The organism is Comamonas sp. BIGb0152, from assembly GCF_024809975.1.
Lineage (GTDB): Bacteria > Pseudomonadota > Gammaproteobacteria > Burkholderiales > Burkholderiaceae_C > Comamonas.
On record NZ_JANUDY010000001.1, the window covers coordinates 621,138 to 642,208 of the forward strand.

Sequence of the window (21,071 nt, forward strand, 5' to 3'; positions counted from 1 at the left end):
TCTCCGATGACGTCACCGTATCGTCACGGAAGCGATACCTTGTTGCGCTATAAAGCGCCTGCAACGCCCCCTCAGGCGGCGACGGGGTCCAGCCGATAGCGGTGCTGCAAAGACTGGTCCAAACCAAACTCCAGCAAGAGCTGCTGCAGCCGCTCGGCCGCCGCACGCTTTTTCTGGCCGGTGTACTTGGCCAGAATGAGTTCGTTCTTCATGCTGTGCTCCCAGCCGACCAGTTCGGTGACCGTCACCTGGTAGCCCTGGCTTTCCAGGTAGAGGCAGCGCAGCACATTGGTGATCTGGCTGCCCATTTCGCGGGTGTGGATGGGGTGGCGCCACAGCTCAGCCAAGGGGGTGCGCGCGAGGTTCATGGCCTTGTTCTGGCGCAGGCATGCCGCCACCTCGGCCTGGCAGCAGGGCACCAGCACCATGGCGCGGGCGCGTTTTTCCAGGCCAAAGGCGATGGCGTCATCGGTCGCCGTGTCACAGGCATGCAGTGCAGTGACCACGTCAAAGCGATCGGGCACGGCATCGGTCCGGGTGGAATCGGCGACCGACATGTTCAAAAAGGACATGCGGTCAAAACCCAGGTCAGCGGCCAGTTGCTGCGAGGCCTCGACCAGCGGCGCCCGGGTTTCGATGCCATAGATATGGCCGCGCCCCAGGTTTTTGAAAAACAGGTCGTAGAGGATAAAGCCGAGGTAGGACTTGCCGGCGCCATGGTCGGCCAGGCTGACCGGGTGGTCCTGCGCCCCCAGCTCGGTCAGCAAGGGCTCGATGAACTGGTAAAGGTGGTAGACCTGCTTGAGCTTGCGGCGCGAATCCTGGTTGAGCTTGCCATCGCGCGTGAGGATGTGCAGGGCCTTGAGCAGTTCAATCGACTGGCCGGGCTTGAGCTCCAGCTGCTGGGCCACGTCTGGTGCAGCGGGCTTGGTGGCGCTACGGCCTGCGGCGCGCGGTGCTTTCATGGTCTTCATTCCTTGGCCTTGTCGCTGGCAGCAGCGCCCTGGTGCGGAAAGGGGCAGCGCGGGCCCACGCCCAGATCCAGCCAGCCTTCCAGACCCAGGGCGCCCAGCGTTTCCATGTTCTTTTCGTAAATCGCATCCGCCTCGGGGAAAGCTTCGACGGCCTTGTCGATGCTGTCCTCGCGCAGCAGGTGCAAGATCGGATAGGGCGCACGGTTGGTGCAGTTGGTCACATCATCAACGGTCGTGCCCTCAAACTGGAACAGCGGATGGAAGGACGCCACCTGCAGGATGCCACCCAAATCCAACTCATCGATCATCTCGTCGGCAAGCTCCAGAAAATCGTTGAAATCCAGAAAGTCATGCAGTGCCTGGGGCAGGATCAGCAAGGTGGTATCGCGCTTGTCCGGGTTGGCTTCCGCCAGCGCTTCGAGCTCGCGGTGCAGATCATGCGCCACCGCTTCGGCATCCTGCGCATCGCTCACCACATAGTGGATCTGGTCCTTGACATGCACGCCCTTGGCAAAGGGGCAGAGGTTCAGGCCAATGACGGCTTTTTCCAGCCAGTTCACGGTGTCGGCCATCACCATCTGGCGCAAGGCCTCATCCGCAGGCGCGGGCGCAGCATGGGTATCGTTCATCGTGGGGCTTTCTGGTGGAGTTATGGGGGCCAGCGTGGGCGTCTGCGGGCCTTCACCCTGTAGAGGTGGGTGGGCGCTAGGCGGCAAGACGGCACATGGCCGCGGGCGGCAGAGGCTGACGCTGGGGTAGCTATTGTAGCGAGGGCGGCTTCGCCACCTGTTGCGCTAAGCCATGCCCTCGCTGCAAAGAGCCAGGCGCATCGCCCCAAACCGCGTTCAGACCAGGGCAGGGAGTTTTGCAGAGGGGCCCTAAGGCACCAGAATGCGCTGGCCCGTCAGGCGCTCATGTTCGCGCAACGCATAGCGGTCGGTCATGCCCGCGATGAAGTCCGCTACCACGCGCGCGCATGGGGCTTGCTCCAGCCCCGCAGCACGGGCGGCATAGCGCGGTTTCATCTGGGCCGGGTCGGCCAGGTAGATGGCAAACAGCTCGCGCACCACCACCTTGGCCTGGCCCGTGGTCTGCACCACCTGCGGGTGGCGGTACAGGTTTTTGAACAAAAAGCGCTTGAGCTCAGCCGACTCGGCCGCCATCGCGCTGCTGAAACCGACGAGCGCCGGCAGCTGGCGCACAGCATCGACGTCAGCCGGTTGCGCGGCCTGCAGGCCGGCACTGGTGTGGCGGATCACATCGTAGATCTGCTCGCTGAGCATGCGGCGCGTGGTCTCGTACAGCCATTTGCGCCGCCACTGCGGCTCCTGCAGCTGGGGGTACTCCGCCAGCGCCTCTTTGCCATAGCGGGCAAACAGGGGCACCTCCATCAGTTGCTCCAGGCTGATGAGGCCTGAGCGCACGCCATCATCGGCATCGTGGGCGTTGTAGGCGATCTCATCGGCCAGATTGGCCAGCTGGGCTTCCAAGCCGGGCTGTCGACCCAGCAGAAAACGCTGACCCACACCGCCGGGCTCGCGCTGCTCCAGCTGCCGGGCATGCCGGGCGGAGCAGTGCTTGAGGATGCCTTCCCGGGTCTCAAAACACAGGTTCAGCCCGCTGTAATCGGGGTAGCGTTCTTCCAGCGTATCGACCACACGCAGGCTCTGCATATTGTGCTCAAAGCCGCCAAAACCCTGCATGCAGTCATTGAGCACATCCTGGCCCGCATGGCCAAAGGGGGTATGACCCAGGTCATGGGCGAGGCAAATCGCCTCGGTCAGGTCCTCATTGATGCGCAGCGCCCGGGCCACCGAGCGACCCAGCTGCGCCACCTCGATCGAGTGGGTGAGACGGGTGCGGAACAGGTCGCCCTCATGGTTGAGAAACACCTGGGTTTTGTAGACCAGGCGGCGGAATGCGGTGGAGTGCACGATCCGGTCGCGGTCGCGCTGGAAGGCGCTGCGCGTGGGCGCGGCTTCTTGCGCATGCAAACGGCCCTGGCTGCGGTGGGAGAAGCAGGCATAGGGCGCAAGGCCCAGCTCGGTCCAGATCTGCTGGGGCTCTGCCGGTTGCATCAGCGGCAAGGGATGGTCCATCCGCTCAGGCCTGCGCTGCCTCGGCGCAGCAGAGGTCGATGACTTCGCGCACCAGCGCATCGGGTGCCTCGCGCACGACGGCCTTGCCGGGGCCATCGATCAGCACAAAGCGGATGGCACCGGCCTGAGATTTCTTGTCATGGCGCATCAGCGCCAGGTAGCGGCCGGCATTGTCATCGGCATCCAAAATGGCACCGCGCACCGGCAAACCGGCACGGGCAATCAGGTTCCGCAGGCGCTGCACAAAGGCGGCATCCACCAGGCCCAGACGCTGGGACAGCTCGGCGGCCATCACCATACCGGCGCCAACGCCCTCGCCGTGCAGCCAGACGCCGTAGCCCATGCCGGCCTCGATCGCGTGGCCAAAGGTGTGGCCAAAGTTTAGGATGGCGCGCAGGTCTGCCTCGCGCTCGTCCTTGGAGACCACATCGGCCTTGATCTCGCAGCTGCGGCGCACCGCATGGGCCAGTGCGCGCTTGTCGCCGGCGATCAGCGCGGGCATCTCGGCCTCCAGCCAATCCATAAAGGCCATATCGGCGATGGGCCCGTATTTGATGACTTCGGCCAGCCCAGCGCTCAGCTCGCGTGCCGGCAGGGTATCGAAGGTGTCCAGATCACAGACCACCAGCTGCGGCTGGTAGAAGGCGCCGATCATGTTCTTGCCCAGCGGGTGGTTGATGCCGGTCTTGCCACCGACCGATGAATCGACCTGAGACAGCAAGGTGGTGGGCACCTGCACAAAAGGCACACCGCGCATAAAGCTGGCAGCGGCAAAGCCGGTCATATCGCCCACCACGCCCCCGCCCAGTGCAAACAGCACCGTCTTGCGATCAGCACCGTTGTGCATCAGCGCATCAAAAATGCCTTGCAGGGTCGTCCAGTTCTTGTGCGCCTCGCCATCGGGCAGCACCACCAGCTCCACCTTGGGGTAGTGCGGCGCCAGCGCCGCCTGCAGCTGGCGGGCATACAACGGTGCCACCGTGTCGTTGCTGACGATCAGTGCCTGCGCCGCCTTGGGGCAGTGGGCAAAGGTCTGCGCCTGGGCCAGCAGGCCAGAAGCAATCAAGATGGGGTAGGAGCGGTCGCCCAGATCAATATGAACAGTGTCGGTCACAGGTGTTTGCGTCGGGAAGTTATACGGTATCGCCGGCCTATTATCGGGGAGTTGCCAAAGACGGGCCCGCCACCAGGCCGGCCTGTGGCACCAGGCCTGCCAGCTCGGCCTGCATGCTGACCTTGCGCATGACCTGGCCGGTGCCGCAGCGCAAGGTGTCGATGCGGTAATGCGCGGTCTCCTCGTACAAGGCTGCGCGCACCGCCAGCAAATCCTTGAGCCGCTTGAGCGTGTCATCGCCCTGCAGCAAGGGGCGGCCGGTATCGTTGCGCAGGCGCCGGGCTATGTCTTCCGGGCTGGACTGCAGGTAGAACACCGTCGTGTGGGCATGCAGCACCGCGCGGTTTTCCGGCCGCAAAACCGCACCGCCGCCGGTGGACAGAATGCAGGGCCGCTCCCGAGTCGCAAGCGAGGCAATCACCTGGGCCTCGACATCCCGGAAGGCCTGCTCCCCATGGGCCGAGAAGTAATCCTTGATGGAGCAGCCCAACTGGGCCTCGATCACATGGTCGGAATCGACAAAATCCACAGCCCAAAGGCGTGCCAGCTGCCGACCGATGGTGGATTTCCCACTGCCGGGCAGCCCAATCAAACACAAGGAAGGTGCCATCGCGCTACATCCTGAAAACGGACTGCCATGATAGCGGCAATGGCGGGCATAAAAAAACCTCCGGCTTGCCGGAGGTTTTTGGTTAGACCCGGGGAGGGGTCTGGGTATGGTCGATCAGTTTGGATCAGGGGTGACACAAGCGCCAACCGTGTCGGTCACACGGAAAGTCACTTCACGAGTCACCGAATTGGCCGCGTTCTTGGCAGTCACAAACATGCGGTAGGTAGCGACATCAGCGCAGGTGAGTGGAGCCCCCGAAGCGATACGGCCAGTGGAGCCTTGGCCCACCACTTGCAGCCAAGCAGGCGCACCTTCCAGAGCCCAGGTCACATTGTCACCGGTGGCAGAGAAGGTGTAGGTGTATGAGGTACCCACTTCTACAGAGGCGATCGGGCAAGGCGAAGTCGACGAACCGGTGCAGCCGTTGATGGTAAAGGCTACTGGATTGTCAGGCAGGTTGCCTACGACAGTCAGAACCAAGGTTTGGCGAGCAACGGCACCATTGGCATCGCGCACATTCAGCACGACCGTGTACTGGCCCGGTCCCTTGACATTCGGCGTACCGGAGATCAGGCCATTCGAGTTAAGGCTCAGACCGGTTGGCAGAGTCGACGTGGTAGACCACAGGAAGGGAGCGACGCCGCCTTCTGCAATCAGCGCATGAACGTAAGGTTCAGCGTTCTGTACGGTCTGTGCCAATTCCGATTCAGGAATGCTCAGCGGGCTGGACGCAATCGCGTGCACCACCGGAATCACCGCATATTGGGTGATAGGTTCCTGGATACCGTTGGTCAGATCGTTGTCAGCACGATCCACCGTCAAGCGCAGCAGCAAGGAACCTGATGCTGGGCCGGCGGCAACCGAGAACTGACCAATACCGTTGACGGTGCTGATCTGCATGGAGCCACTGTTAGTCTGACCACCAGCTAGCAGCTTGGCGCCGTCCGATGCAGCATTCGGCACAATGCTGACCTGCAGATTGGCATTGCCCGTGCTGGTGATGGGCTGGTTATTGTCGTTTCTGACCGTAGCCTGCACCACCACGCTATTAGGGATGTCATTCAGGTTGTCACGCGAGCCCAAGTAATCGGTCTGGTTAGTGAACGTGACCGTTGCAGGGGTTGCGGTGCTACCACCACCCACCTTGACGGTCGCGCGATCTGTGTAGACCTTGTTGTCGCGCGGATCAGTTACGCTGCACTGCACGGTGACATCACCAGCGATACCGCGCGAGATGATGTGGAACGATGCCCCCCCAGCATTGGAGCCCAAAGAAATATTGCGATAGGAACCAGGGACCTTAATCGTTTCGGTTCCGGATGGCACATCCACCGTATGCTCATCCTTGCCATCCAAGTAATAAAGCGCTCCAGAGTCCAATCCCGATGTGATATTGCAGGCAAAGGCTCCATCTTCCTGGTTAGGAATTGGATTGCCACCCGCATTGGCCTGAATGTAGAGGGTAGACATGTAGGGGTAATAGTCTCCCCCGTATCCGGGCAAAGTCGACGCAACATTCACCGGAACTGCTGTCTTGGAAGACGTCAGCTTGATGCTGTACTGCAGCTGCGATTCACCGCCGCTGCCACCACCACCACCGCAGGCTGCCAGCAGCAGCGGCGCAACCAACACCAAAGGCTTCAACAAATTTCTCATAACTCTCCCTGTCTATCTAATTAACGCATTTCACCGCGGTCTGAAATCATCTTCGGAGTGATGAACACCAGCATCTCGCGCTTTTCCGATTCTCGAACATTGCTCTTGAACAGGTTCCCAAGCACCGGTACATCGCCCAACAATGGAATTTTATTGGTAGTCTGTGTCTCTGAGAGCTCGAAAATACCGCCAATCACCACGGTCCCGCCATTTTCCACCAAGACCTGGGTCTTGATGTGCTTGGTATCGATTGCAGGACCCGCAGAAGTGTTAGCACCTTGGGAGTCCTTGGAGACATCCAGATCCAGGATGATGCTGCCTTCTGGCGTGATCTGGGGCACCACCTCAAGCTTCAGCACCGCCTTTTTGAATTCCACCGTGGTCGCGCCATTCTGAGCCGAGTTCTGGTATGGAATTTCCGTACCTTGTTCGATCAGGGCCTTGGTCTGGTCAGCCGTAATCAAGCGGGGGCTGGAGACAATCTTGCCCTTGCCATCGGCCTCCATCGCTGACAGTTCCAGCGCCAAAAAGCGGTTGGCGGCCGAATTGAAAATAGACAGTGCAAAAGAGCCACTGCCGCCACCGGTGGACAGCACCGCAGGCAGATTGACAAAGTTTCCCGTCGAGGTATTGGTACCACCCATACCCGTGGTTCCGACGGCATTGTCGTAGCTGGTACCAAAGCCAACCCGGTTACCGCCACCGATGCCGTAGCCGCCATCGCCGCCATTGGCGGCGCGCATATCGCCACCGCCCAAGCGCACGCCCAGCGCACGGCCAAAGGTATCGCGCGCCTCCACAATGCGCGCCTCGATCAGCACCTGGCGCACAGGAATATCCAAGGTCACCAGCAGGCGTCGGAACTCCTCCAGCTTTGCGGGCACATCGGTCACAAACAGCTGGTTGGTGCGGGGCTCGGCAATGGCCGATCCGCGCGCTGTCAGAAAGCGGCTCTGGGTACCGCCCGTACCACCACCGCCGCCGGAACTGGCGGTAATTTGCTTGAGCAGCTCAGTCGCCTTGGCGTAATTCAGCTGGTAGGCCTGGGTCTGCAGCGGCGTTTTCTCTTCAAGCTTGGCGACCGCATCAAAGTCCTTCTGGATGCGCTCGTCAATTTCGTCCTTGGGTGCAATCCACAGCACGGTGCCGGATTTGCGCATGCCCAGACCCTTGGCATCCAGAATGATCTGCAAGGCCTGGTCCCAGGGAACATCCTTGAGACGCAGGGTCAGCGCGCCATTGACGGTGTCCGAGGTAACAATATTGAAGTTGGTGAAATCGGCAATCACCTGCAACAGCGAGCGCACCTCGATGTTCTGGAAGCTCAGCGAGAGCTTTTCACCGGTAAACGATCCCGAGGAGCCAAGCTTGTTTGGATCCGTCTTGCGCTGACGCACTTCCACCACGAACTGGTTGTCGCTCTGGTAGGCGCTGTGTTCCCATTCGCCCGTGTTTTTCAGCTGCACAAACACAGTGCTGCCTGCCTGGCGCGACGAGATCATGCCGACCGGTGTGCCGAAATCAGCCACATCCAGCTTGCGGCGCAGGGCCTCGGGCAGCAAGGTGTGCTGCAACTCCAGGGTCAGGCCATCAGCTTGCTTGGAGATGTTTACGCCCACCTTGTTGTTGGGCAAGGTCATGACCAGGCGCCCCGCCCCGTCGGAGCCACGGCGGAAATCCAGGTCCGACAGCGGCTGGGAGAAGTTATTGCCGTCTTCAGCGAACTGGGTGTTCTGCGCATTGGCCGTGGCCACTGCCTTGGCGGCGGGCTCCAGGGACACTAGCAGATCGCTGCCACTGATCTCCGTCTTGTAGGTGGTGCTTTCCTTGAGGTTCAGCACCACGCGCGCCTTGGTGTCTGTCTCGACCACATTCAAAGAGCGCAAATTACCCTGGTTGAGTTCTAGGCGGTTGTTCGGCAAGGAACTTTTGTACCCAGGCAGATCGAGCACCACGCGTGCTGGCGATTGGATGCTGAAGGTCTCTGGCAAAACCAGTGGTGCGCCTTCGGTTTCGATCTTGACCAGCTCGACGCCATCACGCACGAGGGTCGAGACTTTGTTGATCCGCCCCTGTGCCGATGCCCAGGATGGCAGCAATAGGGCCACCAATGGTATTAATACGCTGAATTTCTTCATTTTTTGGCCTCCTGCAGCTCAAGCACTGCATCTCTCTCTATCCATTCACCTACGCCGTCCTGCACGATCTCACGCAGGGTGATCGCGCTGTCGCTGATGCTTTTTATCTTTCCGTAGTTCTGGCCCATGTACATGCCCTTGCTGACTTGGTAGATCAGGCTATCGGCCTTGACCAGGGCCACATCCTGCGAACCTTTTCTCAAGAAGCCCACCATCGAGATGGTGTCCAGAGGAAGCGACTCGAGCTGTTCTTTGCGCCGGGCACGCTCGGGTGCCACCAGTGCATCCGAGATGGTGGCGGGTGCACTAGCGCTCCCGCCCAGCAACGCCGCCAGCCGCTCCTTGCTGAACGGGTCCAACGTGGCACTGGCCAGGTAGCCTTGCGGCACAAATTCCTTGGGGGCGGTAATGGGCTTGACCGCGGGTCGGGTGCTGGCCTGCTCCTGCTGCATCCACTGCTGCAGGTTATCGCCCTCGTCACTACAAGCCGTCAGCAGCGATAGCGCCAGCGCAGCGCCTATCCATTTAGACAATGTATGCATATCCCACCCTACTTCTTCCCTTTTTGTTTGGACTTCGCAGCTTGCTGCTCTTGGAGCTCTTGCGGATCCAAATAGCGGAAGGTTCTGGCCGTGGCGTTCAGCGCCAAGGTGGCGCTGTCCTTGTTGGCGGGTGCCAGCGCGATATTGTTCAGGGTCACAATGCGCGAGAGATTGGCGACGTCAGCCGCAAAGAAACCGATATCGTGGTACTTGCCATTCACCTTCAAGGTAATGGGCAACTCGGCATAGTAGTCCCTGACCACCGTCTGCCCTGGCTTGAACAGGTCAAACTGCAGGCTGCGGCCAATGCCTGCCTGGTTGATATCGGACAGCAGCGCTGCCATCTCCGCCTTGCTGGGCAACTGCTTTTCCAGCTGGGTCACGTACTGCAGCACCTGCTCGCGCTGCTTGCGCAGCGCATCGAGGTTGACGGCCTTGCGCAAACGGGTCTTGTAGTCTTCCTTGAGTTTGAGCTCTTGGGCCTGCGAGGCGGTCAACTCGTCCTCAAAATTGCTCAGGTAGGCATACCAGCCCAGGCCAATCACCAAGGCCGCAATGAACAGCAACAAGACCGCACGAGGTGCGGCCGGCCATACGGAGGGGTCCTTGGGATCGAGGTTTTGAAACTGGCGCTGAAAGCTCTTCAACGCCTCTCCCGCTTGGATATTTTTTTTTGTAGCCATGATCGCCCTTACTTTTTCAGACCCTGAGCGTTATTGGCCTGCTCCACATCGCTGGAGCGCACCAGGCCAAAGCGCAGGTTAAAGCCGGCAACCCGCTTTCTTTCCTTGGCATTGACCTGGGTGGTGGTACCCACCACTTCGACCAGCTCGGGCTTGGACAGCCAAGGCGTCTTGGTCGCCAGGCTGTTGAGCAATTCGGAGACGCGCTCGTTCGATTGCGCAATGCCCTGGATCTGCACTGTCTGCTCTTGCTGCTTGAGGCTTTCGATATAAACACCGTCGGGCAACTGCAGCACCAGCTCATTGAGCAAATGCACGGGCAGATTGCGGTCGGACTGGAGGTCCTCCACGGCCTTCTGCCGGGCCTTGAGTGCGGCAATTTCCGCATCAATCTTGGCCACATCGGCGATCTTCACATCCAGGGCCTTGATCTCACGGTTCAGCAGCGCATTGCGCTCGCCTTGCAGATCGATCTTGTACTGGTAAAACATGTAAACGGCACCACAGACCACGGCACCCACCAGGGCAGCGGCCACCATCGATGCCTGGAAACTCTCTTTGCGCTTCTTGCGCGCCACCTCGCGGTGCGGCAGCAGGTTGATCAAGATCATGCGGCATACCTCCGCAGCGCCAGACCACAGGCCGTCAGGTAGGTGGTGAAGTCCTTGCTCTTGCTGCGCGAGCGCACCGCCGCATCCATCACCATGTCCTCAAACGGGTTGGCGGCAGACGCCGCAAAACCGGTCGCGTCAATCACCGCATCTGTCAAACCGCTCAGCACGGCCGAGCCGCCTGCCAGCAAAATATGGTCAATGCGGTTGTGTGGCGTGCTGGTAAAGAAGAACTGCAAAGCGCGGTTGATCTCCTGCCCGATGCTTTCCACAAAGGGCTTGAGAACGACTTGCTTGTAGTCGCCAGGCAGGTCGTTGCCCCGTTTTTTCTGCTCGGCTTCTTCTTGCGAGAAGCCGTACTGGCGCATGATCATCTGCGTGAGTTGACCACCATTGAAAGACTGGTCACGCTCGTAGATCACCTGGTTGTTATGGATGATCTGCAAGAAAGAGGCACTGCCACCGATTTCAAAAATGGCAATGAAGGCATCCTTGCCCTTGCTGGGCATATTGCCGATCAGGCGTCTGGCGGCCAGCGCGGTGGCATTGGACTCGATCTCCAGCACCACCGGCTTGAGGCCTGCCGCTTCAGCCAAACCTTGGCGGTCCTGCACCGTTTCCTTGCGTGCTGCGGCGATCAGAACATCCACATCACCCACCGAATTGGCGGATGGGCCAATGACATAAAAATCCAGATTCACCTCATCGAGGGAAAATGGTATGTATTGGTTAGCTTCTGATTCAACTTGAAACTCCATCTCGAGCTCCGAAAGCCCAGATGGAAGCACGATTTTCTTCTGAATCACGGCAGAAAGCGGCAAAGCCAGCGCTGCTTGTTTGGTGCGCGTACCGCTTTTTTTGACCAGACGGCGCAAAGAATCGGCCACCTCATCAAAGCGTTCGATGCCCGACTCAGTCACCCAGCCAGGCTCCAGCAGCTCTTGTGCACAGCGTTCAACCACATATTGACCACTGCCACTCCTCCCCAATTCAACCAACTTGATGCTCGACGCGCTCACATCTATCCCAAGCAGGCTAGGCGGCTGGCGTCGGAACAAAGATCCCATTGAGACCAAGATGGGCTCCTCCCTAATTTGCTCTATATTGAGCTACAAAACTTAACACCCCCTATGAATGCTATCAGCAAGATAGTCGCGCAGCAAAGAACCGCCTGCTGCTAGTCCCAATTCGTTGTCAAAACAATACGATACAAGGGATACATTGGGCGCTGCATGACGTTTGTCACAAGCTAATTCAAAGCAGGCGCTTTCCACACGGTCAGCAGCTGCGTGATAGCATCCCCCGCTTATGCAAGCTCATCTCGACGGTCTGACCCTATGAATCCAGACGCTCCGATTTCACGCAGAACGCCTGAAAAATCTCCCGCCAAGCAGCCCAAGCAAGCCCAGCCATCCAGCTTCGCCAACAAGGCGCTGAAATTCTTTGGCTGGCTGCTGGCCCTGCTCGTCGCCGCTGCGATTGCGGGTGCTGCCGTGGTTGCCGTGGGCTTGGCCATGGCCTACCCCAACCTGCCCGATGTCTCCGAGCTGGCCGACTACCGCCCCAAGCTGCCGATGCGAGTCTACTCGTCCGAAGGCGCGTTGCTGGGGGAATTTGGCGAAGAACGCCGCAATTTGACGCCCATCAACGAAATCCCCAAAGTGATGGTCGATGCGGTGCTGGCCATCGAGGACACGCGTTTCTTTGAGCACAGCGGCGTGGACTACAAGGGCATGGCGCGTGCCCTGCTTGCCAACCTGGGGCGCGAAAAGGCCCAGGGCGCCTCCACGATCACGATGCAGGTGGCCCGGAACGTTTATCTGTCGTCTGAAAAAACCTATACCCGCAAGATATACGAGATTCTGCTGACCTTGAAGCTGGAGCATGCACTGAGCAAGAACCAGATCCTGGAAATCTACATGAACCAGATCTACCTGGGCAACCGGGCCTATGGTTTCTCCGCCGCGTCCGAGACCTACTTCGGCAAGCCGCTCAAGGATGTCACCGTGGCGGAAGCGGCCATGCTCGCCGGCCTGCCCAAGGCACCCTCGGCCTACAACCCGATCAGCAACCCCAAGCGCGCCCGCATCCGCCAGCTCTACATCATTGACCGCATGGAAGAGAACCGGTTCATCACACCGGCCCAGGCCAGCCAGGCGCGCGAAGAGCCTTTGAAGATCCGCTCCAGCTATGCAGACAACCGAGTTCATGCCGAATATGTGGCCGAGATGGCACGCCAGCTGATCTTTGCGCAGTACGGCAGCGAGGCCTACACCCGCGGCCTGAATGTCTACACCACCTTGATCGCCAGCGACCAGGAGACCGCCTACGATGCACTGCGCAAAGGCATCATGGACTACGAAAAGCGCCAACATTACCGTGGCCCCGAGAAGTTCATCAGCCTGCCCGCTGCTGGACAGGAACGCGATGAGGCGATTGACGAGGTGCTGGCCCAGCACCCCGACAACGGCAACATCCTGTCCGCCGTTGTGCTGGAGGCGAGTGCACGCAAGGTGGTGGTCATCCGGGCTGACGGTGACCCGATCAGCATTAGTGGCGATGGCCTCAAACCCGTGCAGTCGGGCTTGAGCGACAAAGCCCCGCCCAACACCAAGCTGCGCCCCGGTGCCGTGGTGCGCATCATGGAGACCGCCAAGAAAACCTGGGAGCTGACCCAGCTGCCCGAGGTCGAAGGCGCTTTTGTCTCACTTGATCCCCGCAGTGGCGCGATCAAGGCGCTGGTCGGTGGTTTCGATTTTGACAAGAACAAGTTCAACCATGTCACCCAGGCCTGGCGCCAGCCGGGCTCCAGCTTCAAGCCCTTTATCTACTCTGCGGCCCTGGAGAAGGGCTTCTCGCCCACAACCGTCATCAACGACGCACCCTTGAGCTTTCCGGGCTCGGCGGGCCAACAACCCTGGGAGCCCAAAAACTCCGACGGCCGCTTTGATGGCCCGATGACCATGCGCCAGGCACTGGCGCGCTCCAAAAACCTGGTGACCATCCGCGTGATGCAGTCCGTCGGCCCGAAAAAGGCGCAAGAGTGGGTCACCAAGTTCGGCTTTGATGCCGACAAGCAGCCGCCCTACCTGCCCATGGCCTTGGGCGCAGGCTCGGTCACCCCGATGCAGATGGTGGCCGGCTATTCGGTGTTCGCCAACGGCGGGCACCGGGTCAATCCCTATCTGATTGCGAAGATCACCGACCACCGAGGCAATGTGCTGTCTGAATTCACGCCGCCAAGTGTGGAAGACCTGCCCCGCGCCATCGACGCCCGCAATGCCTTCATCATGGACTCCCTGCTGCAAGATGTGGCCCGCTACGGCACGGCCGCCAAGGCCCAGGCCCAACTCAAACGCCCGGACATTTATGGCAAGACCGGCACCACCAATGACTCTGTCGACGCCTGGTTTGCCGGCTTTCAGCCCACCAATGCGGCAGTCGTCTGGATGGGCTATGACAACCCACGCAGCCTGGGCGCGCGCGAATATGGGGGCGGCCTGAGCCTGCCTATCTGGATCAACTACATGCAGCATGCCCTCAAAGGCGTGCCGGTGGCCCAGATGACGCCGCCCAGCGGCCTCGTCAACCAAGGCGGCGACTGGTATTACGAAGAGTACGCACGCAGCGCTCCCAACCTGGGCCTGGATTCACCCGCATCCACGGCAGGTACCATGGTGCCGCCACCCAATGCCGAAGAGCGCAACAAGATTCTGGATCTGTTCCGCAACTGACACAGCGCCCGCACCAAGACAAAAGGCCAGCCCGTATTCGCTACGGACTGGCCTTTTTACATGGGCAAACTCGCCTCAGGCGCGAAAGACCAGCGCCAAACCGGACTGGACACTGGCGTCCCGGGTCAGGTCGGCGAAGAAATCATTGCCCGTCTTGGTATCGCGCCATACGCTGCCGTCCCATTTGTAGTGGTAGCCACCGGATTTGGCTGCCAGCCATACCTCATGCAGGGGCGGCTGCAGATTGACAATGATCTGGCTGCGGTTGGCAAAAACCAAGGTCAGCAAGCCACCCACGCGCTGGGCGTCAATGTCGGCATCGGTGTCATCGTTGATGCGGTCGCAGGTTTGCTCAACCGCTAGCAAGAGTTTTTCTGCCGCATCCAGGTATTCGAGTTCGTTCATTACAATGCTTCAATGTGGAGTATTTACCAAATTGTATGCAGGACCATTGTCCTTGCCACCGGTGCGGCACTCTTGGCCGCTTGCGGCCAGCGCGGGCCGCTGTACCTGCCAACCGAGCCTGCTGCCGCCAACCGGGCAACATTGCCACAAACCTTGGACCCCAGCGCGCCAGACCGGCCTGAGCCTCAGCTCCAGCCCTCCCCCGTGATGCAGCCGGCCAAACCCTAGTGCCCGCCTGGGCCTGCGCGCGAAACGCGGTCTCCCGCGATCCGCGTTCATGCCCTTGGCCAAGGGCGCTGCAGCGGGGCCCAGCGCCAGCGCCAGCGCCCGCTGTATGCGCTGTGCGGGCCACCAGCCCGCATCCTTGATCCATCTCAAGGTCCAGCCCACTACACCCCGTTACAGTCACGCCCGTTGCAATTGATAAGTGGGCGTAAGCGATGGCGTTGGAACCTGTGGAACTGTACCGTGATGAGCAGCACGCTTGTCTGATGTTCACCGACCTGGTGGAAGAGGATGCGCAGGCCGTGCAGGCCAACCAGTTCTTGATTGTCGACCATGGCACCGGCGCCATCATCGACCCAGGCGGCAACCTCGCCTTCAATGAGCTGTACATGGGCATGGTGCGCTATTTCTCGCCGCACAAGCTGTCCTACTTGATAGCGTCCCATGCCGACCCGGACATCATCGCCTCGCTGGACCGCTGGCTCACCTCCACCCGAGCCTCCTTGGTCATCTCGCGCGTATGGGAGCGCTTTGTGCCGCATTTCACCAAGGTCGGCAAAACGGAGAACCGGGTCATTCCTGTGCATGATGCCGGCGGCATTTTGCCCCTGGGCCAAAGCCATCTGCATATCTTACCCGCCCATTTTCTGCATGCCGAGGGCAACTTCCATTTCTACGACCCGATCAGCCGCATCCTCTTCACCGGGGACCTGGGCGTATCGATGACCGACGGCTATATCGCCCGCACGCCGGTGACCGACCTGGCCCCGCACATGGCGCGCATGGAGGGCTTTCACCGGCGCTATATGGTCTCCAACAAGGTGCTGCGCCTGTGGGTAGCGATGGCGCGGCAGCTGGATATTTCGCTGATCGTCCCCCAGCACGGCGCCCCCATCATGGGGCCGGCCATTGCCCAGTTCTTTGATTGGCTCGACCACCTGATGTGCGGTATCGATCTGATGGACAACCAAAACTACCGGCTGCCCCAGCAGCCAATCTCCCCGGTGCCGCAACGCCCTCAGTGACGCAGACCCCGGGCGCCATTTACAAGGTGCCGTAGCTGTGCAAGCCTGACAGGAACATATTCACCCCGAGGAAGGCGAAGGTCGTCACCACCAGACCCACCAGCGCCCACCAGGCAGAGACCGTGCCGCGCAGGCCCTTGACCAGGCGCATATGCAACCAGGCGGCATAGTTCAGCCACACGATCAGCGCCCAGGTCTCCTTGGGGTCCCAGCTCCAGTAGCCGCCCCAGGCCTCGGCCGCCCACAGCGCGCCCAGCACGGTGGCAATGGTGAAAAAGGCAAAGCCCACCGCAATGGCCTTGTACATCAGGTCGTCCATGATCTGCAGACGCGGCGTGCCCCGGTTGATCCAGCTGCGCAGCACGATCATCAGCCCAAAGAACAGCTCCAGCGGCAAGGCCATGCGCAAGGTCTTGTCCAGTGAGGGGTAGAGGCTCTCATCGCCCCAGATGCGAAAAGCCACCAAAGGCAGCACCAGCACCAGCATGGGCAGGAGCACCAGGCCGATCCATAGTGCGCGCTGCGTGGCGGCCTTGAGCAGGTAGGCCAGCGCCACCATCGCAGCCAGCGCAAAGGTGCCGTAGCCGACAAAATTGGCCGGCACATGCAGTTTCATCCACCAGCTTTGCAGCGCGGGCACCAGCGGCTGGATCTCATGGGCCTGGCGCGCCACGGTGTACCACAGCAAAAAGCCGACCGAGGCACTGACCACCAGCATCACAAAGCCGCCCAGCGCGCGGGTCTGGTAGTGCGCTTCAAAGTACAGGTAAAACAGCGCCGTCATCCAGGCAAACAGCACAAACACTTCATAGAGGTTGCTGACGGGGATATGGCCAATGTCCGGGCCCATCAGATAGCTCTCGTACCAGCGCGCCATCGTGCCCACCAGAGCCATCACAATGGCCAGCCAGGTCAGGCGGCTGCCCACCACCGACAACGCAGAGCCTTCGCCCTTGGAGAGCAGGCCGATCCAGTAAAACACCGTGCTCATGAAGAACAGCAGGCTCATCCACAAAATGGCCGACTGGCTGGAGAGAAAGTACTTGAGGCCAAACACTGTCTCAGAGCGCGCAATCTGGCCCGCGCCATCCACCCGGTACAGCCCAATGGCCACCAGCGAGAGCGCCGCCACCACCACCATCAATAGCTGCAGCGGCCGCCAAAACCAGCCCAGCCAGATGAAAAATGGCACCGAGGCGATCAGGATGCCTTTTTCATAGCCATCCATGTGGTGGCCATACAGAAACAGCGCAACACCGCCGCCAATGGCCAGCGCGATCGCAAACAGCCAATCCAGCACCGAACGGCTGCTGAAATAACCCGGATTGAGTTCCACCGTCTGGACCACGGTGCCCGCTGGGCCCGGCTGCAGGTTGGTTGACGCAGTATTCATCGTTGTTCTCCGCTAGGGCTCGCGCCCAGAAGCTTTTGGCTCAGGTCGTCAAAATCGCGGTCCACATCCAGGGTGCGGCGGTTGGTGGACAAGGCCATGCGTGCATCGGCACTGCCATCGGCGCGTGGCGCCAGCCAAACCCACAGGCGCCGGTCGCGCACATAGAGCATGGCAAACACCCCCAAGATCAAAAACAGACAGCCCAAGTAGACGACCAGCTTGCCCGGGGCCTTGGCCACCTGGAACACGCTGGCCTGCACCTGGTCAAACTGGGTCAGCTCAAACACCAGGGGCTCCGGGTACAGCAGTGCATCGCTGAGCGACAGCACCGACTGGGTCATGAAGCGCTGCGTCTGCTCGTTGGGCTCCAGCGGCGCCAGGCCGTCATCGGCCCGCGCCACCTGCATCAGCTCAAACAGCACCCCGTTCAGGATGCGCACCAGCACCTCGCCTGCCTTGGCCCTTTCAGCCTCCGGCACATTTTGCTCCATGAAGGCTGAAATCGCCTGCAAGCCGGTGACCTTGTCTGCACCCGGCTGCCCGTCACCGGCAAAAATCACCAAGGCCTTGAGGGCTGAGGCATAGAGCTGTTCGCGCAGCGCCGGGCGGCCCGCCTCGACGGCACCTTCCACATACTGCTGCACCGCCCGCTCGCGCATCGCAGGTGTCTGCAGCGCGGCCTTCAAGCGCAAAAAGCCCCGGTAGCTCGACTGCTCATCGGCGGGAATACGCAGGTAGCGGAACTGGTCGGCCAAGGTCTCGCGCACGCCCCAGAGGTAGACCGGCTGGCCATCGCCCATGTCCACGGGCAGCATGTAGTTGTTGAACTCGCGCGCCTGGCCAGAGGCATCGCGCAGCTTGTAGCTCACGCTGGGGCCCACATTGCGCAGGTCGCGGGGCGTGATCACCTTGTTGCCAGCGCCCAGGTGGTTTTCCAGGCTGGATCTCAGATCCACCTTGCGCACATCGGTAGCGCCTTGCGCCGCATCACCCGGGTTGCCACCCATGTTTTCCACATTGATGGTGCGCAGGCCGGTGAACTCCATCTCCAGCGGCGGCTGGCCCTCGCCCAGCTTGATTTGCGTGGAAGCACCTACTTCGCCCTGCACCTCAAAGCTCTTCATGCCGACCACCAGGGGCACGGCACGCAGCTGCAGGCGCGAGCCGCCATCCTCAAAGCTCGATTGGTAGATCTCGATGCCCTGGTAGCTGGCGGGATGGTTGACCTCGATGCGCTTTTCCACGGAGGCCCCGGTCTTCTTGTCATGCAACACCACCTCGCTGGCAAACAGCCTGGGCATCCCCGTGGAGTAGTACTCGACAATGAATTTCTTCAACTCCACCGAGAACGGCAGGTCCTGCAGCAAGATGCCGTCCGATTGGTTGAGGATGGCCGTGCCCGATTGCGCGCCTTCGGTCACGATCAGGTTGCCGCGAAACGTCGGGTTGCTGGCCGGCAAGCGATGCTGCTCGGGCACATCCGCCAACATGCCGCCTCCGCTGAAGGTGGTTTTTCCGCCCAGCAGCATTTGTGCGCGCACGATCAAGTCACCATCGAGCAGGCCCCCCAGGCAGATCAGCACAATGGCGCTGTGCGCCGCCAGGTAGCCAATCTTGTGGGCCGCGCCGGCCTTGGCCGCCACCATCCAGCCATCGCTGCGCTCTTGCAAGCGCACCTTCCAGCCACTGCCGGCCAGTTGTGCCCCTAGCCGCTGGGCTGCTTGCGCCGGGGTTTCTGCCAGGTGGGCGCTGGCCTGGTGGTGGAAGGCCTGCAGGCTCTGCACGCGCAGGTTTTCCTTGTACTGGCGCAAATCCGCCAGGTACTTGGGTGCATGTTTGGCAATGCACAGGCTGGTGCTGGTCACCAAAAACGCCAGAATCAGCAAGAACCACCAGGCGCTGTAGACCGCATTGAGCTTGAGGGACAGGAACAGCTGGGCCCAGAAAGGGCCGAACTGGTTGACATAGTTGACGGCCGGCTCATGCTGGCGCAATACCGTGCCAATGACCGATGCAATGCAGATGATGGACAGCAGCGCAATGGCAAAGCGCATCGACGACAGCATCTCGTAAACGGCCCGGGTGGCCAGTTGGGGCTGTAGCTGCGTTTGCGGGGGGGAGGATTCAGACATGGTACGACGCTATCGGTGAAAAGCAGGGGCAAGACCGCTGCTGCGCTGCCCGTCCGCATCCCATGGAGTCAGTACCGGGACACAAGTTCGCAGGACGCCTAAGTTTAGTCTGCAGGACCAGGGATAGCCCCAGACTCAGGCCAATGCCCCGCAACCCGCTCAATGACATGGCTTGGGCGGACGGCACGCAGACCGCCAGGAAAGGCCAAGAGGTGAGGAAAGGCCAGGAAAAAGGCCCCACAACAAGAGCCTTGGCTTAGCGCAGCCCCGCAATATAGTCCGACACTGCCTTGATCTCTTTGTCGTTCATCTTCGCGGTCACGCCCGTCATCTGCAAGCTGTTGCCGCGTTTGCCATCGCGGAAATCATGCAAGGTCTTGCTGACGTAGTCGGCGTTCTGGCCGGCCAAGCGCGGGTATTGGGCGGGAATGCCGGCACCATTGGGGCTGTGGCAGCCCGCGCAGGCAGCGATCTGGCGATCTGGCAGACCCCCCCGGTAGATGCGCTCACCCAGTGCCACGGTGTCCTTGTCCTTGGCAAAACCCAGCTTGCCCGGTTTGCTGGCCAACCAGGCCGAGATATTAAGCATGTCGGCATCCGACAGCCCCGCCACCATACCCTGCATCACCGGGTCCTTGCGCTTGCCGGACTTGAACTCCTGCAGCTGCTTGAGCAAATACTCGGGGTGCTGCTGAGACAATTTGGGGTTGATGGCGATCGAGGCATTGCCGTCTGCGTTGTGGCAGGCCACGCATACAGCGGTGTAGCTGGCCTCGCCCTTGACCAGGTCCGGCTTGGCCGACCGGGCAGGCGCATCGGTCGCCGAATACACAGAAAAAGAAGAAAAAGCCAGTACAGCCGTTGTCAGCAAAGGGGCGATCAACTTCATATCGTGGGTCTTTGTCTGGTTTATAGGTATAAGGCCAAACCGGCCGGATTCTACAATGATGCCTTAGATAGATTCAAATGCACATGACGACAACACCTAGTACCCCCCAAGCCGTTGCAGACACGCCAAGCCCTGGTATCGATGGCAAGGCGGCTATGGGCTGGATGCACACCGCCCGCTTTCTGACCACCGCTGCACAGCTGCACCAATTGCCCGTCGTCGATGTGCCTGAGTTTGCCTTTGTCGGCCGCTCCAATGCGGGCAAGTCCACCTCGATCAATACCCTCACCCAGCAGAACCAGCTGGCCTTTGCCTCCAAAAGGCCCGGCCGCACCCAGCACATCAACCTGTTCTCATTGGGCAAAAAGGGCGTGACCGATGCCGTACTGGCCGATTTGCCTGGCTACGGCTATGCCGCCGTGTCGCGCGAGGACAAGAAGCGCTGGCAGCAGGTGATGGTGAACTACCTGGTCAGCCGCCAAAGCCTGACCGGCATTGTGCTGCTCTGCGACCCGCGCCTGGGCCTGACCGAGTTGGATGAGGCCTTGCTCGACATCATCCGCCCCCGGGTGGAGCAAGGTCTGAAGTTCTTGATTCTGCTCACCAAGGCCGACAAGCTGACCCGCGTCGAGCAGGCCAAGATCCTGTCCATCACCAAGCTCAACGCCGGCGGCGGCGAGGTGATGCTGTTCAGCGCGTTAAAGAAGCAGAACGTGGACCAGGTGGCCCAGCTGCTGTGGCAGTGGTCGCACCCTGAAGGCCTGACCAGCCCCGAGGCTGCGCCTGCAGCGCCGGAAGCCGCTTCGGACGAACAATAAACCGCTCGGGCGCCCGCCGAGGC

At 60.7% G+C, this 21,071-nt stretch carries 19 protein-coding genes; 4 read left to right on the forward strand and 15 right to left on the reverse strand.

The genetic code is table 11. The features are described 5' to 3' along the window. Nucleotides 1-71: 71 nt before the first annotated feature. From M2375_RS02780 to M2375_RS02830, 11 genes are all read right to left on the reverse strand, one after another. Nucleotides 72-965, reverse strand: coding sequence for an SAM-dependent methyltransferase (locus M2375_RS02780; RefSeq protein ID WP_259163781.1), 894 nt, complete (start codon nucleotides 963-965; stop codon nucleotides 72-74). A gap of 5 nt (nucleotides 966-970) precedes the next feature. Then, complete coding sequence (locus tag M2375_RS02785) at nucleotides 971-1,603, reverse strand: DUF1415 domain-containing protein (protein WP_259163783.1); 633 nt, start codon at nucleotides 1,601-1,603, stop codon at nucleotides 971-973. 249 nt (nucleotides 1,604-1,852) lie between these two features. Continuing rightward, the gene (locus M2375_RS02790) at nucleotides 1,853-3,052 is read right to left on the reverse strand and encodes a deoxyguanosinetriphosphate triphosphohydrolase (protein ID WP_259163966.1); all 1,200 of its coding nucleotides are present in this window, start codon (nucleotides 3,050-3,052) and stop codon (nucleotides 1,853-1,855) included. Nucleotides 3,053-3,077: 25 nt separating this feature from the next. Next, nucleotides 3,078-4,187: a 3-dehydroquinate synthase gene (aroB, locus tag M2375_RS02795; protein WP_259163784.1), complete on the reverse strand. Its 1,110-nt coding sequence runs from the start codon at nucleotides 4,185-4,187 to the stop codon at nucleotides 3,078-3,080. A gap of 40 nt (nucleotides 4,188-4,227) precedes the next feature. After that, the gene (locus M2375_RS02800; protein ID WP_259163785.1) at nucleotides 4,228-4,797 is read right to left on the reverse strand and encodes a shikimate kinase; all 570 of its coding nucleotides are present in this window, start codon (nucleotides 4,795-4,797) and stop codon (nucleotides 4,228-4,230) included. A gap of 114 nt (nucleotides 4,798-4,911) precedes the next feature. Further along, a complete protein-coding gene (locus M2375_RS02805; protein WP_259163786.1) occupies nucleotides 4,912-6,453 on the reverse strand; it encodes an Ig domain-containing protein in 1,542 nt (513 codons plus the stop codon). A gap of 20 nt (nucleotides 6,454-6,473) precedes the next feature. Further along, complete coding sequence (gene pilQ / locus M2375_RS02810; protein ID WP_259163787.1) at nucleotides 6,474-8,591, reverse strand: type IV pilus secretin family protein; 2,118 nt, start codon at nucleotides 8,589-8,591, stop codon at nucleotides 6,474-6,476. Next, nucleotides 8,588-9,133 carry a pilus assembly protein PilP gene (locus tag M2375_RS02815; RefSeq protein ID WP_259163788.1) on the reverse strand — a complete coding sequence of 182 codons (546 nt, stop codon included), beginning with the start codon at nucleotides 9,131-9,133 and terminating at the stop codon, nucleotides 8,588-8,590. Before M2375_RS02815 ends, pilQ begins: the two co-directional genes overlap by 4 nt. An 8-nt stretch (nucleotides 9,134-9,141) precedes the next feature. Next, nucleotides 9,142-9,816: a type 4a pilus biogenesis protein PilO gene (locus M2375_RS02820; RefSeq protein WP_259163789.1), complete on the reverse strand. Its 675-nt coding sequence runs from the start codon at nucleotides 9,814-9,816 to the stop codon at nucleotides 9,142-9,144. Nucleotides 9,817-9,824: 8 nt separating this feature from the next. Beyond that, nucleotides 9,825-10,427, reverse strand: a complete 603-nt coding sequence (locus M2375_RS02825; protein WP_259163790.1) for a PilN domain-containing protein — start codon at nucleotides 10,425-10,427, stop codon at nucleotides 9,825-9,827. After that, complete coding sequence (locus tag M2375_RS02830) at nucleotides 10,424-11,503, reverse strand: pilus assembly protein PilM (RefSeq protein WP_259163791.1); 1,080 nt, start codon at nucleotides 11,501-11,503, stop codon at nucleotides 10,424-10,426. The genes M2375_RS02825 and M2375_RS02830 overlap by 4 nt, the downstream gene beginning before the upstream one ends. A gap of 261 nt (nucleotides 11,504-11,764) precedes the next feature. Between M2375_RS02830 and M2375_RS02835 the strand changes: the two genes are divergently transcribed. Next, nucleotides 11,765-14,161, forward strand: a complete 2,397-nt coding sequence (locus M2375_RS02835) for a penicillin-binding protein 1A (protein ID WP_259163792.1) — start codon at nucleotides 11,765-11,767, stop codon at nucleotides 14,159-14,161. Nucleotides 14,162-14,236: 75 nt separating this feature from the next. Here the strand turns inward: M2375_RS02835 and cyaY are convergent, their stop codons facing one another. Further along, nucleotides 14,237-14,566, reverse strand: a complete 330-nt coding sequence (gene cyaY / locus M2375_RS02840; RefSeq protein ID WP_259163794.1) for an iron donor protein CyaY — start codon at nucleotides 14,564-14,566, stop codon at nucleotides 14,237-14,239. Nucleotides 14,567-14,578: 12 nt separating this feature from the next. Here cyaY and M2375_RS02845 point away from each other — a divergent pair, with 12 nt between their 5' ends. Next, complete coding sequence (locus tag M2375_RS02845; RefSeq protein WP_259163795.1) at nucleotides 14,579-14,794, forward strand: LPS translocon maturation chaperone LptM; 216 nt, start codon at nucleotides 14,579-14,581, stop codon at nucleotides 14,792-14,794. Nucleotides 14,795-15,006: 212 nt separating this feature from the next. Next, nucleotides 15,007-15,816, forward strand: a complete 810-nt coding sequence (locus M2375_RS02850; RefSeq protein WP_259163796.1) for an MBL fold metallo-hydrolase — start codon at nucleotides 15,007-15,009, stop codon at nucleotides 15,814-15,816. Nucleotides 15,817-15,835: 19 nt separating this feature from the next. On the opposite strand, the gene ccsB is transcribed toward M2375_RS02850, so the two are convergent. The 3 genes from ccsB to M2375_RS02865 form a co-directional block, all read right to left on the reverse strand. After that, entirely contained in the window at nucleotides 15,836-17,209 is a 1,374-nt protein-coding gene (gene ccsB / locus M2375_RS02855) for a c-type cytochrome biogenesis protein CcsB (RefSeq protein WP_259163797.1), read from the reverse strand. Continuing rightward, on the reverse strand, nucleotides 17,206-19,341 hold the full coding sequence (locus tag M2375_RS02860) for a cytochrome c biogenesis protein ResB (RefSeq protein ID WP_259163798.1): 2,136 nt from the start codon (nucleotides 19,339-19,341) through the stop codon (nucleotides 17,206-17,208). The genes ccsB and M2375_RS02860 overlap by 4 nt, the downstream gene beginning before the upstream one ends. Before the next feature lie 256 nt (nucleotides 19,342-19,597). Beyond that, entirely contained in the window at nucleotides 19,598-20,230 is a 633-nt protein-coding gene (locus tag M2375_RS02865) for a cytochrome c (protein ID WP_259163799.1), read from the reverse strand. A gap of 83 nt (nucleotides 20,231-20,313) precedes the next feature. Here M2375_RS02865 and yihA point away from each other — a divergent pair, with 83 nt between their 5' ends. Continuing rightward, a complete protein-coding gene (yihA, locus tag M2375_RS02870; RefSeq protein ID WP_259163800.1) occupies nucleotides 20,314-21,048 on the forward strand; it encodes a ribosome biogenesis GTP-binding protein YihA/YsxC in 735 nt (244 codons plus the stop codon). The last annotated feature ends 23 nt before the right edge of the window (nucleotides 21,049-21,071 follow it).